This is a genomic window from Halomonas sp. (genome assembly GCF_052095765.1).
Lineage (GTDB): Bacteria > Pseudomonadota > Gammaproteobacteria > Pseudomonadales > Halomonadaceae > Halomonas.
On record NZ_JBQDJZ010000005.1, the window covers coordinates 16,508 to 31,096 of the forward strand.

Consider the following 14,589-nt stretch of genomic DNA (forward strand, 5'->3'; position numbering starts at 1 on the left):
CGCTCGGTATCTGACGATATCGGGCGTTTTTACGTTTACCACTCAGAGTGGCGCTCAAGTTTGATAAGCTGAACCTGTGTCCCATGGTGTTGGATCAGGAGGTACAGGCGATGTACAAGAATATTCTGGTTCCTGTTGATGGTTCGTCTCATGCCGAAAAAGCGTTAGCGGTAGCGGCAGAGTTGGCACGGGCTTCGGGTGCAGCGCTGCACCTGCTCACGGTGTCGGAGTCACCGCCCGATGGCATTGGCATTCTGATTGGCGGTGTAAACGTGGATGTTTCTGATGCCGAGCTCAAGAAACTGACCGAAAAGCTCGACGCTGAAGCCCGTAAGCGGATCGAGAAAGCGCGGGGTGCCGTGAATCTTGAGGGGATCGATATCAGTGAGGAGGTGTGCTCGGGCTTGCCGGCTGAGCTGATTGCTAGCAAAGCGGCAAGCCTGCGTACCGACGCGATTGTTATGGGAAGCCGTGGTGTTGGCGGTGTCCGTGGCATGATGTTTGGCAGTGTGTCGCGCAACGTCAGCCATACCGCCGCTTGCAGCGTGATTACCGTCACCTGAGTCGGGGTTGGTGAATCAGTCTATCGGGTCAGGTCGGTGAATAAAGCCAGTAAACAATGAAAAAATAACAAGTTATTGTTACCTAGGAGGTGTATGCAGATGTACAAGTCAATTCTGGTACCCATTGATGGTTCGGATCATGCCGAGCGAGCGTTGAAGGTAGCGGCACAGCTGGCCCATGGCGCAGGCTCGACCATCTACCTGCTGAACGTGATTGAGTATCCTGCTGATGGAATGGGGATGTTCATTGGGGGCATTGATGCGCCGGTGAGCGAGTCAGAGCGCAAGAAGCTGGCAGACCAGGTCAATGCGTCGGCCCAGCAGGTGCTTGATCGGGCGCGGGGTGTTGTCAATCTGGACGGGATTGAGGTCAAGGATGTTGTGCGATCGGGTCTCACCGCACAGAGGATCACCACGGAAGCCCGAGAGCTGGGAGTGGATGCCATCATCATGGGCAGTCGCGGGCTGGGCAACATTCGCGGCATGGTGTTTGGCAGTGTCTCCCACAAGGTGAGCCATACCGCCAAGTGCGATGTCATCACGGTCACCTGATCTGACCCGAGTTTAACTGGAAGTATCTAAGCCCCCGGCATTGTAATCAGTTGATGTCGGAGGCTTCGAGGTGATGATCAGCTGTGCTCGTTATTTGTTTCGGCTTTTTTCTGGCGTAGCAGAATGCGCTCCAGAAGTTGGGAGTAGAGCGGCTGCCCCCCTAGCGCCTGGGCAACGAGGGTGGCGCCCAGGCAGGTAATGAGCATCGGCATGATAAGCTGGTAGCTGGCGGTAACTTCCAGCACCAGTATGGTGCCGGTGAGCGGCGCACGTACCGTCGCGGCAAAGAGCGCGCCCATGCCAGCCACAGCAAAGGTGCCTGCTTGCATGTCATAGTCAGGGAAAATAATCATGGCGGCCATGCCAAAGGCCGTGCCAAACAGTGTGCCCAGCGCCAGCACCGGGGCAAAGATGCCGCCTGGCGCCCCTGAGCTGAAGCTGGCCACGGTGGTCAGCAAGCGCAGGAAGAATATGCTGGCCAGCAGCGCCAGAGAAAAGTGGCCGGCGCTGATGCGGTCAATCAGGTGAAAGCCATCATTGCTGATGCTGGGGTACATCAGCCCGATTGCGCCAATGCTCCCACCGATAATGCCCCCAGTTACGATAAAGCGCAGCTTGCTCGTGCCGTTGACGTGTTGGAAAGCTTTCTGTGCCTGAAGGATCAGTGTGTTGAACATGGTGCCAACGACGCCGAAACAGGCGCCAAGCACTAGGTACAGCCAATAGGTTTCAAGTGGTGCTGCCAGCAGGTCCTGCGCCACTTCGAGCATCGGTAGCTGGCCATCAAAAAAACGATAGACCACAGTGGACATGATGGCGCCGATAGTGACGGCATGGATGGAAACCAGGCTGTAGCGGAACTCGGGACGCATCTCTTCAATGATCAGGAGAATGCCGGCCAATGGCGCATTGAAGGCCGCAGCCAGTCCGGCACCAGCGCCCGTTGCGAGTAGCGTATGCCTAGAGCTCTTGTTGTTGAGCCTGCACACATCGTGGACCATTTGTCCGGCGCTGGCGCCCATTTGCACGGTGGGTCCTTCACGACCTAGCACCATTCCTGCACCCAGAGTTCCCATGCCACCAATGAATTTGGCGGGTATCACCCGCCACCAGCGCACGGGGCGTATGTTCTGTAAGGCGCCTTCGATTTCAGGAATGCCCGAGCCACCAGCTTCCGGCGCAAGGCGTTGCACCAGCAGGTAACCCAGCATGGCCAGCCCGCCGGAGATGAGAAACATCAGGGGTACGGAAACCCATAGGCTCAGGTTCAGATCAATAACTGACTCGGTGCGCAGGGCTACTACCCAGTTGACAGCCCTGCTGAACATGACCCCGAGAACACCTGCTAGACAGCCTACCACTGCAGCCAGAAACAGTATTTTCAATGGCGCATTATTGGCTTCTTTGCGTCGGAGGTTGTGATGGAACCGGCGTAATAACGCATCAGATTTTTTGGGAGGGCTCTGGCCGAGCATGAGCGCACGATTGCCTTTCAGATAAAAGAAGTAAAGGCCGATTAGTGTATCAGAGAAATCCGGATGGCTGACGGCAAGGTGTTGTCGCAGTGAGTCATGAAGCAAGGGTGAGGATACGTCCGGCATTTTTGGCCGGACGTATCTTTTAACTGCTCATCTGTTTTCAGCGCCAGCCCAGGCTAGCCACGGATCAGAATAGCGTCTCGGGTAGCCACAGGGCAATCGCCGGGAAGGCGACAATTAGTGCCAGTCCCAGTATCTGCAATGCCACGAAAGGTAGCGCCGAACGGTAGATATCGTTGATGGTAATCTCTTTGGGAGCCACCGAGCGCATGTAGAACAGGTTGTAGCCGAAGGGCGGTGTTAGGTAGGCCGACTGCATGCTCAGAATGAACAATACGGCAAACCAGGTGGTATCAAAGCCCAGCTCGTTGACGATCGGCACATACAACGGAATGGTGATGAACAGGATGGCGAAGTCATCCAGGAACATGCCTAGAATGAAAAAGCTCATCAGCATGAAAATAATCACCGTGTAGGGTGACAGGTTGTAATCCTCAATCATCTCAGACAGGATCATGCCGGCACCCAGGCCCATGTAGATTTTGCTGAAGAACACCGCAGCTATGGTAATCCACAGCAGCATGCCAGTGATCTTGGTGGTATTGAGCATTACATAGCGCAGCAGCGGCCAGTTGACGTTGCCACGCAGCCCGGCGATCAGCAGCGCGCCCCCTGCGCCCACGGCAGAGGCTTCAGATGGCGAAGTAATGCCGCCGATGATGCAGCCAAGCACGGTGAATACGAGAAGGCCCGGGGCAATCAGGTGGCGTAGCGATGCCAGTTTCTCCTTCAGCGTAAAGCGCTCCTCTACCGGGGCGGGTGGCCCGAGCGAGGGATCGATGCGGCAGCGGACCAGGATGTAGATCATATAAATCACGGCCAGCATCATGCCGGGCATCAGGCCCGCAGCGAACAGCTTGCCGACGGACTCGCGTGCCAGAAAGGCGTAGACAATCATCAGCACGCTGGGCGGAATCAGAAAGCCCAGTGCGCCGCCGGCCATGATGGTGCCGGTCACCAGGCGCTTGTGATAGCCGCGCTTGAGCATGGCGGGCAGGGCGATGATCCCGAGGCTCACGGTGGCCGCGCCAGAGACCCCGGCCATGGCGGCAATCAGCGCACAAATCAGTACTGTGCCTACTCCCAGGCCGCCGGGCAGGCCGCCCATTAGCTTGTGGATCATCTCGAACAAGTTGTCGGTAATGCCTGAGCGCTCGAGTACTAGGCCCATAAAGATGAACAGCGGCAGGGAAACCAACAAGAAGTTGTCCATGGCGCCAAAGGCAGAGGCCAGCAGCAAGTCTAAGCCACCCGGCCCAAACATCACGTAGGCACTTCCCATGCCGGATATCATCAGTGCCCAGGCAAGCGGTGCACCCATTGACATCAGCACCAGCATGGAGAAAAACATGATAGCGGTAATCGTCAGGGGCTCGAGATTGGCCATAAAAAAGCCCTTTTCAGGACATGCCACCATGGGCACGTCGATGGTGTTTTAGCATAGCAGAGCAGCGACTCAGATCGCGTCCCCGGCCTGGTCATCGCGCGGGTCGTCATAGGCAACGCCTGTGAGCCGGAGCGCCGCGCGCACCATCTCGGCCAGACTTTGTAGGATCAGCAAGCCAACAGCAATCGCAATGGTTGACTTGATGGGCCACAACGGCGGTCGCCAGACACTGCGATTGGAAAACTCGCCCATCTGCCAGGAGTCATAGGCGAACTCCACTGCCATGTTGAAGAAGATGACCAGCACCGCGGTGCCAAGACCAAACACCACCAGGTCGCAGAATGCACGCACGCGGGGTGGAAGAAGGCCGTAGATGACATCGCTGCGGACGTGGCCATGGTGGCGAAGGGTGTAGCTTCCCGCGAGGATGCTCAGCGCACCGAAGAACATGGTCGCCAGCTCATGCCCCCAGATGGTGGGAGAGTTAAGCAGATAGCGTGCCACAACTTCGATCAGCAGTACGCCGATCATCCCTAGCGTCAGCCAGGCGATGACCATTCCGACCCAGTCGGAAAGGCCATCCTGCACCCTGAGATAGCGGGTGACGTTACTCACTGAGGCGTCCTTTTTCGACGGCATTGTTGACCAGGATATCGATAGCCTGGGTGTTGCGCTCAGACTTGTCGGCCTCGTCCTGCCAGATTGTCTGGGCAGCTTCGGTCAGGCGCTTGGCATCTTCGTCAGGCAGCGATGCGAAGTTGAACAGCTCACCCTCTTCGATAAGACGCTGGTTACCTTCTTCCAGCCACTCATGGATGCCCTGGGCATACTGGGCGACACCCTCACGCAGGATTTCCTGGTGCTCTTCAGAGAGGTTGTCCCAGGAGTCCTGGTTGATGATCGCCGTTTCGATCCAACCCGGATTGAGGATGTTCATGAAGGTATAGTTGTTGGCGGCTTCGTGAAGCTTCAGCTGTTCATATTCGACCGGACCACCATAGACGGCGCCGTCAATAACGCCGGTCGACAAGGCCACGTATAGCTCTTCTGCTGGCAGGAAGACGGTTGGAATATCAAACGCCTGCAGCACTTCTGCAAACTGGCCGGTAGCACGGATGCGCATCGACTTAAGATCATCCAGGCTGGTCACCGGCTCGCGAGTCAACAAGTCGTAGTTGCTGCCATAGCCCCGCCCGATCAGTTTGACGCCTTTTTCTGCATAAGCATCAGCAACCAGATCATCAAGGCCCTGGTTTTCAAAGATATTGCGGGCTTCGTCGACATTAACCCAGGCACCTGGCAGCCCGGCCTCAATATTGCCGATGTTCACCTGGCCAGGCCAGTAGCTGCCCACGCCGTAACCGATGTCGATGGTGCCGCGACCAACAGCCTCGACAAACTGGTCGCTGTCAACCAGCTCGCCACCACGGAAATACTGGATGCGTAGAGTACCGTCACTGGCTTCCTTGACCGAATCGCGCAGCTGCTTGCCGATATCGTCCATTTCGGTGCCGTAAAAGGTATGGAAGCGCAGGCGTACGGTTTCTGCGGATACTGCCTGGCTGGCCATGACGGAGGCCGCGACAGAGACAGCTAAGGTGCTTTTCAAAAACAATGAGAGCTTCATGAAGTAGACTCCGGTGCAGTGATGTTGTGGTTATGGCGGCGTGTGGTTGGACATCTGTCCTGTGACACATCTGCAGCCTGAGTAAAGCACAGGGGGGCTCAGAAGTGTCTATTACTTTAGGATAATTTCGATAAATTACTGAGATGTCTACTAACCTTCCGGTCCATCGTGAGCTACCTCATCAGCGTAGCAAACAGATAGCCGCAGGGAATGAGAGTCAGGAGGTAAGCACAAGCAATGGGCACAGAAAAAACCACACGGGGTAAGGCGTCGGCACCGCAGCAGGAGGTGTGTCAGGGATCTTCAGCCACCGCCTGGTATGCCCATCTGGGTATGCTGGGCTGGGCCTTGTTGGTGGGGTTGTCTTTTCCAGCCGTCGGGCTTTTGAGCGAAGGGTTGCCGCCGCTGTTGTTGACGGCAATGCGCTTTACTATCGCCGCACTGGCCTTGCTGCCGTTGCTGCGCAACAGGCACGAGCTGTGGCCGGGTGTGGCGGGGCTGGTACTGTATGCGCTGATGGGGCTGTGCTTGGCGGGCTTTTTCGGAACCATGTTCTGGGCGGCACACCAGGTAACGGCGCTGACCATGGCGACACTGTTCGTCAGCGTACCGCTGATGGCCTATGGGCTGGGGCGGCTGGTTGGCGTTGAGCGGCAGGCTGGCGGTTTGCTTGCGCTGCTGGTGCTGGGCGCCAGCGGGGCACTAGCCCTGGCCTGGGCCGAAGCGGGGGGTGATCACTCACGGCTCGGCATTGGTGGTGCCGAGGCGCTATTTTTTGTCGGCTGCATTGCCTCTGCGCTCTATCCGGTATTGACCAAGCTGGGGTTGGCCAAGGGTGTGCTCTCGGCCCGGGCGGGTGTGCGCACATTATGGAGCCTGGGGCTTGGTGCTGTGCTGATTGCTTTGCTGGCGCTGCTGTTTGAGCCGCCAGGGGCGCTGGCCCGGCTCACCGCCGGGGATGTATTGCTGATCATCTATCTGGGCTTGTTCTCCAGCGGTCTGACTTTCTGGCTGCAGCAGCGCGCCACGGCAGTGCTGACGCCGGCCGGAGTGACTGCTTATGGCTATCTGGTGCCTTTTGTCTCGATGCTGATTCTGTTTATCGAGATGCCGCAGCGTATTTCACCACAGTGGCTGCCGGGTAGTCTGCTGGTGGTCTTGTGTATCGTCCTGCTGCTGCGCCGCGATGTGCGGATGCGCTAGCCCTAAAGCTAAGCCCTAAAGCTAAGCCCTAAAGCCAGCGGGCGCGGCGAAATCCCCAGTAAAGCAGGCCGCAGACGCTGACAATGGTGCCTATTGACAGCGGATAACCCAATGGCCAATCAAGTTCAGGCATGTTGGTAAAGTTCATTCCCCAGATGCCGACAAAAATGGTTGCCACGGCAAAGATGGCGGCCCAGGCAGCCAGGCGCTTGGTGACTTCGCCTTCCTCAATTTCCACCATGGACAGGTTGACCTGGATGGCGGTGGTTATCATTTCGCGCACGGAGTCTGCCGCGTTCTCAATACGGTGCAGATGGTAGTAGGCATCGCGATAGTATTGATCAAAAGGTCGGCACAGTGCCGGGGCACGGTTGCCGAGCAGATGAATTATTGCTTCTGACAGTGGTGATGTGGCGTGTTTCAGCTGCACGATCTTGCGTTTCAGTATATATAACCGTTCAAGACTTTCGCGTGCCTCACCACGCATGAAAATATGCTCTTCAATGCTTTCCAGTTCTTCCTCGAGGGAGTCAACTATTGGAAAGTAACGGTCAACCACTGCGTCTATGAGTGCATAAAGTACGAAAGCTGGCCCCTGTTTGAGCAGCTCTGGCTCGCTTTCACAGCGACGGCGGACTTCACTGAAGCCTTGCCCGGCATACTGTCGTACTGAAAGCACATAGTCTGATCCGACAAATACGGAAATATGGCCTGACTCTAATTCATTCTGCTGCTGCAGCAGCAACTGCATGGCCATGAACAGCGAGTCGTCGTATTCCACCAATTTGGCGCGCAAGCCAGAATTTAGTGTGTCCTCGACGGCCAGCTCATGCAGATTGAAGGTATCCTTGAGCAGGCTGAGTTCTTCTTCACTGGGACCATGCACGGCAACCCATACAAAACGGTCTGGCCGGCCCAGATGTTCTCTGATTTGACGGGGCTCTAGATCGCACAGTCGGTGTCCTTTTTCATAGGCTACGCAGCTGACAATCATGATGGTGGCTCCTTGCTCAGGTGTTTTCCGATGAATGACAAGCGAGAAGGGTAGCCTAGTCTCGTCGCATGCTGATAGTGACGCGCTATACTAGCAGCCGAAGTAATAGCCGAATGAGTGTCTTCCTGCCCCTGCCTTACTGTTGGGTATTTTCTTGTAAAGGAGCTTGCATGTCTTCTATTGCCATTGCTGGTGTTGCTGGTCGCATGGGTCGCGTTCTGGTCAGTGCTGTGTCTCAGGATGAACAGGCCCGTCTGGCAGGTGGCAGCGTGTCACCGGGTAGCTCGCTGGTCGGCGCCGACCTTGGCGAGCTGGCGGGTTGTGGCCGGCTGGGTGTTGTCGCTGTGGGGTCGCTGGCGGATATTGCCGATACGTTCGATGTGCTGATCGACTTTACGTCTCCGGTTGTAACACTGGCCAACCTGGCATTCTGCGCTGAGCACGGCAAAGCCATGGTGATCGGTACCACCGGGTTTTCCGACAAGGAGCTGGCTGAGCTCGACAGCTATCGTGACCGGGTGCCGATGGTGTTTGCGCCCAACATGAGTGTGGGGGTCAACCTGACGTTAAAGCTGCTTGAAACAGCGGCCAAGGCGCTGGGTGATGAAGGCTACGATATCGAGGTGGTAGAGGCGCACCATCGCCATAAAGTGGATGCTCCATCGGGCACAGCGCTACGCATGGGGGAAGTGGTGGCTGATGCGTTGGGTCGCAACCTCAAGGAGCATGGCGTGTTCAAGCGAGTCGGCCAGTGCGGCCCGCGCAGCGACAAGGAGATCGGTTTCGCCACACTGCGTGCTGGCGATATTGTCGGCGAGCATACGGTGATGTTCGCCACCGAAGGCGAGCGCGTCGAAATTACCCACAAAGCCTCCAGCCGCATGACCTTTGCCCGCGGTGCGGTGCGGGCTGCGCGTTGGGTTGCGGGCAGGAGTGCGGGGCGCTATGACATGTCGGACGTACTGGGCCTGGAATGATCGTCTGAGCTGACGTGCTGCCATAATGCTTTCGGGCTAGTCATTTTTTCAGCAATGCTGTAATATTCCATAAATTTTGGCCGGGCGCAGAGGCGAAATGCCTTGTTATAGCGCTTGTTGTGGCGGCCCAGTATGCTGAGCAAAAGACAACAAGCGGGATGAGACCGATTTTTATCGGCTTCGTCCCGCTTTTTTTCGGCCCGCTGCTGGCGTTTTCGGTCAGAACTCTTCGAATTTTCTTGGACGGCATGGGAGGACCTTGCGTTGAACAGACCCGCGATACTGGCTCTGGAAGATGGCAGCATCTTTAAGGGCACGGCAATTGGCGCAGATGGGCAGACCAGTGGTGAAGTGGTGTTCAATACGTCCATGACCGGTTATCAGGAAATCATCACCGATGCCTCCTATGCCCGTCAGATCGTCACCCTGACTTATCCGCACATCGGTAACACCGGCATTAATGCCGAGGATGTGGAGTCTGATGGTATTCAGACGGCAGGCCTGGTGATCCGCGATCTGCCGCTGTTGGCCAGCAATTTCCGCAGCGAGCAGACGCTTTCCGAATACCTGAGCGAGCACAAGGTCGTCGGCATCGCTGATATCGACACCCGACGGCTTACCCGCATCCTGCGTGACAAGGGCTCCCAGAGTGGCGCCATTCTCGCCGGTGCTGACGCCGAGGGCGATGACGCCGAAGCGCGCGCCCTGGGGTTGGCCAAGGCTTTCCCGGGGCTCGAGGGCATGGACCTGGCGCGTAAGGTGTCATGCAAGACACCTTACGAGTGGAACCAAGGCGAGTGGATGCTGGGCGAAGGCTACCCTGATGTCAGTGAGACCGAGCGCCCTTACCACGTAGTGGCCTATGACTACGGCGTGAAGCGCAATATCCTGCGCACCTTGGCGTCACTGGGTTGCCGGCTGACTGTGGTGCCGGCCACCACATCTGCGCAGGAAGTGCTGACAATGAAGCCGGACGGCATCTTCCTGTCTAACGGCCCCGGTGACCCAGAGCCTTGTAATTACGCCATTGAAGCCATTCGTGAGCTACTCGGTTCCGGCGTGCCGATCTTCGGCATCTGTCTGGGCCACCAGTTGCTGGCACTGGCTAGCGGTGGGCGCACCGTGAAAATGAAGTTTGGCCATCACGGTGCCAACCACCCGGTTCAGGAGCTAGCGACCGGCAAGGTGTTGATCACCAGTCAGAACCACGGCTTTGCCGCTGACGATGAGACGTTGCCGGAAACGTTGCGTGTGACGCACCGTTCGCTGTTCGATGGCTCACTGCAGGGTATCGAGCGCACCGATGTGCCGGCTTTCAGTTTTCAGGGTCACCCTGAGGCGAGTTCGGGGCCGCACGATGTGGCATCGCTGTTTGGCCGCTTTATCGAGATGATGCAGGTTCGGCGCTGAGCCCAGGCTCTGCACTGTAGTCATCACCTCGGTCGTTATTTTTCGTTCGTCATTTTTTCAGCGGGAAGCACCATGCCAAAACGTACAGATATCCAGAGCATCCTGATCATTGGCGCCGGCCCCATTGTGATCGGCCAGGCCTGCGAGTTCGACTACTCCGGCGCCCAGGCGTGTAAGGCGCTGCGTGAAGAAGGTTATCGGGTGATTCTGGTCAACTCTAACCCGGCCACTATCATGACCGACCCGGCGATGGCCGATGCCACCTATATCGAGCCGATCACCTGGCAGGTAGTGGAGAAGATCATCGAGGCCGAGCGACCCGATGCCGTTCTGCCCACCATGGGTGGGCAGACGGCGCTCAACTGTGCCCTGGACCTGGAAAAGCATGGCGTGCTTGAGCGTTACGGCGTGGAAATGATCGGTGCTAATGCCGATGCCATCAACATGGCTGAAGACCGCGACCTGTTTGACCAGGCCATGAAGCGTATCGGTTTGCAGTGCCCCAAGGCGAAGATTGCTCACAGCATGGAATCAGCCCGGGAAATTCAGGCCGAGCTGGGCTTTCCGGTGATCATCCGTCCGTCCTATACCATGGGCGGCTCGGGCGGCGGCGTGGCATATAACAAGGAAGAGTTTGAGGAAATCTGCCAGCGCGGCTTCGAGCTGTCCAACAACCATGAGCTGCTGATTGACGAGTCGCTACTGGGTTGGAAAGAGTACGAGATGGAAGTGGTGCGCGACCGCAACGACAACTGCATCATCGTGTGTTCCATCGAGAACTTTGATCCCATGGGCGTGCACACTGGCGACTCGATTACCGTGGCACCGGCCCAGACGCTGACCGACAAGGAATACCAGATCCTGCGCGACGCCAGCCTGGCTGTGCTGCGTGAAATCGGTGTCGAGACCGGTGGCTCCAACGTGCAGTTTGGTGTGGACCCCGAGACCGGGCGCATGGTGGTCATCGAGATGAACCCGCGGGTGTCGCGTTCTTCCGCGCTGGCCTCCAAGGCCACCGGCTTCCCGATTGCCAAGATCGCCGCCAAGTTGGCTGTCGGTTATACGCTGGATGAGCTGCAAAACGACATCACTGGTGGCCAGACGCCGGCCTCGTTCGAGCCGTCTATCGACTATGTCGTGACCAAGATCCCGCGCTTTACCTTTGAGAAATTCCCCCAGGCCAACGACCGTCTGACCACTCAGATGAAGTCGGTGGGCGAAGTGATGGCCATCGGCCGTACCTTCCAGGAGTCGCTGCAAAAAGCCCTGCGTGGCCTGGAGACTGGTAACGATGGGCTCGATCCCAAGTTTCCTGAATACAAGTTCGGCGAGTTCCCCGACACGGCCCTGGCACACATCAATGGTGAGCTGCAGGCCGCCGGTGCTGACCGTATCTTTTATGTGGCCGACGCCATGCGCGCTGGCATGAGCGTGGATGAGCTGTATGCGCTGACCCGGATTGATCCCTGGTATCTGGTACAGATCGAAGACTTGATCAAGGATGAGGCTGATCTGGCCAAGCGCGCCCTGTCCGAGCTGTCGCCCCGCGAGCTGTATGCGCTCAAGCGCAAGGGCTTCAGCGATGCACGCCTGGCCTCGCTGCTTGGCGTCTCCGAGAAGGAGTTCCGCCGTACGCGGCAGAAGGCCGGTATTCGCCCTGTGTACAAGCGGGTGGATACCTGTGCTGCCGAGTTTGCCTCGGATACCGCCTATCTGTACTCCACCTATGAGGAAGAGTGCGAAGCCGCGGTGACTGATCGCAACAAGATCATGGTGCTTGGCGGTGGCCCTAACCGAATCGGTCAGGGCATCGAGTTTGACTACTGCTGCGTGCATGCTGCGCTGGCCATGGGCGAGGATGGCTATGAAACCATCATGGTCAACTGCAACCCTGAGACTGTTTCTACCGACTACGACACTTCTGATCGTCTTTATTTCGAGCCGGTGACGCTTGAAGACGTGCTGGAGATCGCCGACAAGGAAAAACCGGTTGGCGTGATCGTGCAGTTTGGCGGCCAGACGCCACTAAAGCTGGCTCGTGAACTCGAGGCTGCTGGCGTGCCGATTATCGGCACCACACCAGACGCCATCGACCGCGCCGAAGACCGCGAGCGCTTCCAGCAGATGATCGACAAGCTGGGCCTCAAACAGCCGCCCAACGCCACCGCGCGCAGCTTCAAGGAAGCCTTTGCCAAGGCCGAGGTCATCGGCTATCCGTTGGTGGTGCGTCCCAGTTATGTACTGGGCGGGCGGGCCATGGAAATCGTCTATGACGCCTCCGAGCTCGAGACCTACATGACCCACGCGGTTAAGGTGTCCAATGATTCGCCGGTGCTGCTCGATCGCTTTCTGAATGCTGCCGTCGAGATCGATATCGACGCGGTCAGCGACGGCAAGCAGGTGGTGATCGGCGGTATCATGCAGCACATCGAGCAGGCCGGCGTGCATTCCGGTGACTCGGCATGTTCGTTGCCGCCCTACTCGCTGCCCGCTGAGGTGCAGGACGAGATGCGTGATCAGGTCAAGCGCATGGCGGTAGAGTTGGGCGTCAAGGGGTTGATGAACGTGCAGCTGGCCTGGCAGGACGGCGAAATCTACGTGATCGAGGTCAACCCGCGTGCCTCGCGTACCGTACCGTTCGTTTCCAAGTGCATCGGTACGTCGCTAGCGCAGGTCGCGGCGCGCTGCATGGCCGGCACCAGCCTGGCTGAGCAGGGCTTTGAAACTGAGGTGGTGCCGCCGTTCTTCAGCGTCAAGGAAGCGGTGTTCCCGTTTAATAAGTTCCCTGGCGTTGATCCGATCCTGGCCCCGGAAATGAAGTCCACTGGCGAGGTGATGGGCACCGGCGATACTTTTGCCGAAGCTTTCTACAAGGCACAGCTGGGAGCCGGCGAGGCGATCCCGCCGCTGTCCGGAGAGCGCAAGGCATTCATTTCGGTACGTGAGCCTGACAAGGCTGATGTTATCGAGGTGGCGCGTTCTCTGTTAGCATTAGGCTTTACACTTTGCGCGACGCGTGGCACAGCAGCGGCTCTGCAAGCGGTCGATCTGCCCGTGGAGATCGTCAACAAAGTGTATGAGGGTCGTCCGCATATCGTCGACTTGCTCAAGAACGACGAGATCTCTTATATCGTCAATACCACCGAGGGCCGTCAGGCCATCAGTGATTCCTCGGTTATTCGCCGCACTGCCATTGCCCGCAAGGTTCCCTACGCCACGACGTTGGCAGGAGCCCGGGCTGTTTGCATGGCGCTTGAGTATGGCAGCGCCATTACTGTGCGGCGGCTACAGGAACTGCATGCAGGAGTGCATCAATGAACAAGGTCCCGATGACCGTTGTTGGTGAGCAGCGACTCAGGGATGAGCTCGACACGCTCAAAAGCGTAGAGCGACCCAGGGTAATTGCTGCCATCGCCGAGGCGCGTGAGCACGGCGATTTGAAGGAAAATGCCGAATATCACGCGGCGCGTGAGCAGCAGGGCTTTATTGAAGGGCGGGTCCAAGAGATCGAAGGCAAGCTGTCTAACGCCCAGGTCATTGATGTCACCAAGCTGCCTCAGACCGGCAAGGTGATCTTCGGTGTGACTGTCGAGCTGCTCAATATGCAAACCGACGAAGAGGTGACCTACCGCATCGTTGGCGAGGACGAGGCTGACATTAAGCTTGGCCGGATTTCGGTAACCTCGCCCATTGCTCGGGCCCTGATCGGAAAGGAAGAGGGTGACGTGGTGCTGGTGCGCACACCGGGCGGTGACGTTGAGTACGAGGTCGGGAGCGTAAAGCACCTGTAACGTGAGTTAAAGCGTCTTTAGCCGAATAAACCACCCCGCAACCCTGTGCGTTCAGCCTAGGTTGCGGGGTGGTTTGTTGCTGCTGTTGTTCGGCTTATCGCTGCCGACAGCGAGTGATCAGCGTGTCAGTGGCGCCCGTGATGCTCTTCATAGCGCTTGACGTTGGAGAGTTTCGGGTTGGCTCTAGGGTTGGGACGATACAGCAGGGCAACCTTGCCGATCTTGTGTATCAGTTCCGCGCCGCTTTCGTTGACGAGTTCGTCAAGCATAGCGTTGCGCTCTTCTCGCTCGCTGAGCAGAAGCTTGACCTTGATCAGTTCGTGATCAGTCAGCGCGCGCTGTACTTCGCCAAGCAGATTCTCCGAGAGGCCGTTCTCGGAGACCATCACCACAGGGTCGAGGTGGTGGCCAATGCTGCGATATGCTTTCTTTTGTGCCTGTGACAAGCTCATGGTATCTTTGTTAATCCCCGGTTGACGCACACAGC

At 57.6% G+C, this 14,589-nt stretch carries 13 protein-coding genes; 7 read left to right on the forward strand and 6 right to left on the reverse strand.

Translation table 11 applies throughout. The annotated features are described in order from the left end of the window. The first annotated feature begins 110 nt into the window (after positions 1 to 110). The gene (locus ACTH3D_RS01505) at positions 111 to 563 is read left to right on the forward strand and encodes a universal stress protein (protein WP_441664535.1); all 453 of its coding nucleotides are present in this window, start codon (positions 111 to 113) and stop codon (positions 561 to 563) included. 99 nt (positions 564 to 662) lie between these two features. After that, positions 663 to 1,115, forward strand: coding sequence for a universal stress protein (locus ACTH3D_RS01510; protein ID WP_441664537.1), 453 nt, complete (start codon positions 663 to 665; stop codon positions 1,113 to 1,115). Positions 1,116 to 1,192: 77 nt separating this feature from the next. Here the strand turns inward: ACTH3D_RS01510 and clcA are convergent, their stop codons facing one another. From clcA to dctP, 4 genes are all read right to left on the reverse strand, one after another. Then, positions 1,193 to 2,716, reverse strand: a complete 1,524-nt coding sequence (gene clcA, locus ACTH3D_RS01515; RefSeq protein WP_441664539.1) for a H(+)/Cl(-) exchange transporter ClcA — start codon at positions 2,714 to 2,716, stop codon at positions 1,193 to 1,195. Positions 2,717 to 2,780: 64 nt separating this feature from the next. Continuing rightward, positions 2,781 to 4,100: a TRAP transporter large permease gene (locus ACTH3D_RS01520; protein WP_441664541.1), complete on the reverse strand. Its 1,320-nt coding sequence runs from the start codon at positions 4,098 to 4,100 to the stop codon at positions 2,781 to 2,783. 69 nt (positions 4,101 to 4,169) lie between these two features. Next, complete coding sequence (locus ACTH3D_RS01525) at positions 4,170 to 4,715, reverse strand: TRAP transporter small permease subunit (protein WP_441664543.1); 546 nt, start codon at positions 4,713 to 4,715, stop codon at positions 4,170 to 4,172. Further along, positions 4,708 to 5,727, reverse strand: coding sequence for a TRAP transporter substrate-binding protein DctP (gene dctP, locus ACTH3D_RS01530; RefSeq protein ID WP_441664545.1), 1,020 nt, complete (start codon positions 5,725 to 5,727; stop codon positions 4,708 to 4,710). Before dctP ends, ACTH3D_RS01525 begins: the two co-directional genes overlap by 8 nt. 237 nt (positions 5,728 to 5,964) lie before the next feature. Between dctP and ACTH3D_RS01535 the strand changes: the two genes are divergently transcribed. Further along, entirely contained in the window at positions 5,965 to 6,930 is a 966-nt protein-coding gene (locus ACTH3D_RS01535; RefSeq protein WP_441664547.1) for a DMT family transporter, read from the forward strand. Positions 6,931 to 6,958: 28 nt separating this feature from the next. On the opposite strand, the gene corA is transcribed toward ACTH3D_RS01535, so the two are convergent. Further along, complete coding sequence (corA, locus tag ACTH3D_RS01540; protein ID WP_441664549.1) at positions 6,959 to 7,924, reverse strand: magnesium/cobalt transporter CorA; 966 nt, start codon at positions 7,922 to 7,924, stop codon at positions 6,959 to 6,961. Between the two features lie 170 nt (positions 7,925 to 8,094). On the opposite strand from corA, the gene dapB reads away from it, so the two are divergent. The 4 genes from dapB (at position 8,095) to greA (ending at position 14,102) form a co-directional block, all read left to right on the forward strand. After that, complete coding sequence (dapB, locus tag ACTH3D_RS01545; protein WP_441664551.1) at positions 8,095 to 8,901, forward strand: 4-hydroxy-tetrahydrodipicolinate reductase; 807 nt, start codon at positions 8,095 to 8,097, stop codon at positions 8,899 to 8,901. A 264-nt stretch (positions 8,902 to 9,165) separates the two neighbouring features. Beyond that, positions 9,166 to 10,311, forward strand: coding sequence for a glutamine-hydrolyzing carbamoyl-phosphate synthase small subunit (carA, locus tag ACTH3D_RS01550; protein WP_441664553.1), 1,146 nt, complete (start codon positions 9,166 to 9,168; stop codon positions 10,309 to 10,311). Between the two features lie 72 nt (positions 10,312 to 10,383). Then, on the forward strand, positions 10,384 to 13,629 hold the full coding sequence (gene carB / locus ACTH3D_RS01555; protein ID WP_441664555.1) for a carbamoyl-phosphate synthase large subunit: 3,246 nt from the start codon (positions 10,384 to 10,386) through the stop codon (positions 13,627 to 13,629). Beyond that, positions 13,626 to 14,102 carry a transcription elongation factor GreA gene (greA, locus tag ACTH3D_RS01560; RefSeq protein WP_441664557.1) on the forward strand — a complete coding sequence of 159 codons (477 nt, stop codon included), beginning with the start codon at positions 13,626 to 13,628 and terminating at the stop codon, positions 14,100 to 14,102. The genes carB and greA overlap by 4 nt, the downstream gene beginning before the upstream one ends. A 125-nt stretch (positions 14,103 to 14,227) precedes the next feature. On the opposite strand, the gene yhbY is transcribed toward greA, so the two are convergent. Beyond that, entirely contained in the window at positions 14,228 to 14,554 is a 327-nt protein-coding gene (yhbY, locus tag ACTH3D_RS01565; protein ID WP_441664559.1) for a ribosome assembly RNA-binding protein YhbY, read from the reverse strand. Between the last annotated feature and the right edge of the window lie 35 nt (positions 14,555 to 14,589).

Coding starts and splice junctions, on each gene's coding strand:
- ACTH3D_RS01505 (WP_441664535.1), top strand. CDS start 111: ATGTACAAGAATATTCTGGTTCCTGTTGATGGTTCGTCTCATGCCGAA.
- ACTH3D_RS01510 (WP_441664537.1), top strand. CDS start 663: ATGTACAAGTCAATTCTGGTACCCATTGATGGTTCGGATCATGCCGAG.
- clcA (WP_441664539.1), bottom strand. CDS start 2,716: ATGCCGGACGTATCCTCACCCTTGCTTCATGACTCACTGCGACAACAC.
- ACTH3D_RS01520 (WP_441664541.1), bottom strand. CDS start 4,100: ATGGCCAATCTCGAGCCCCTGACGATTACCGCTATCATGTTTTTCTCC.
- dctP (WP_441664545.1), bottom strand. CDS start 5,727: ATGAAGCTCTCATTGTTTTTGAAAAGCACCTTAGCTGTCTCTGTCGCG.
- ACTH3D_RS01535 (WP_441664547.1), top strand. CDS start 5,965: ATGGGCACAGAAAAAACCACACGGGGTAAGGCGTCGGCACCGCAGCAG.
- corA (WP_441664549.1), bottom strand. CDS start 7,924: ATGATTGTCAGCTGCGTAGCCTATGAAAAAGGACACCGACTGTGCGAT.
- dapB (WP_441664551.1), top strand. CDS start 8,095: ATGTCTTCTATTGCCATTGCTGGTGTTGCTGGTCGCATGGGTCGCGTT.
- carB (WP_441664555.1), top strand. CDS start 10,384: ATGCCAAAACGTACAGATATCCAGAGCATCCTGATCATTGGCGCCGGC.
- greA (WP_441664557.1), top strand. CDS start 13,626: ATGAACAAGGTCCCGATGACCGTTGTTGGTGAGCAGCGACTCAGGGAT.
- yhbY (WP_441664559.1), bottom strand. CDS start 14,554: ATGAGCTTGTCACAGGCACAAAAGAAAGCATATCGCAGCATTGGCCAC.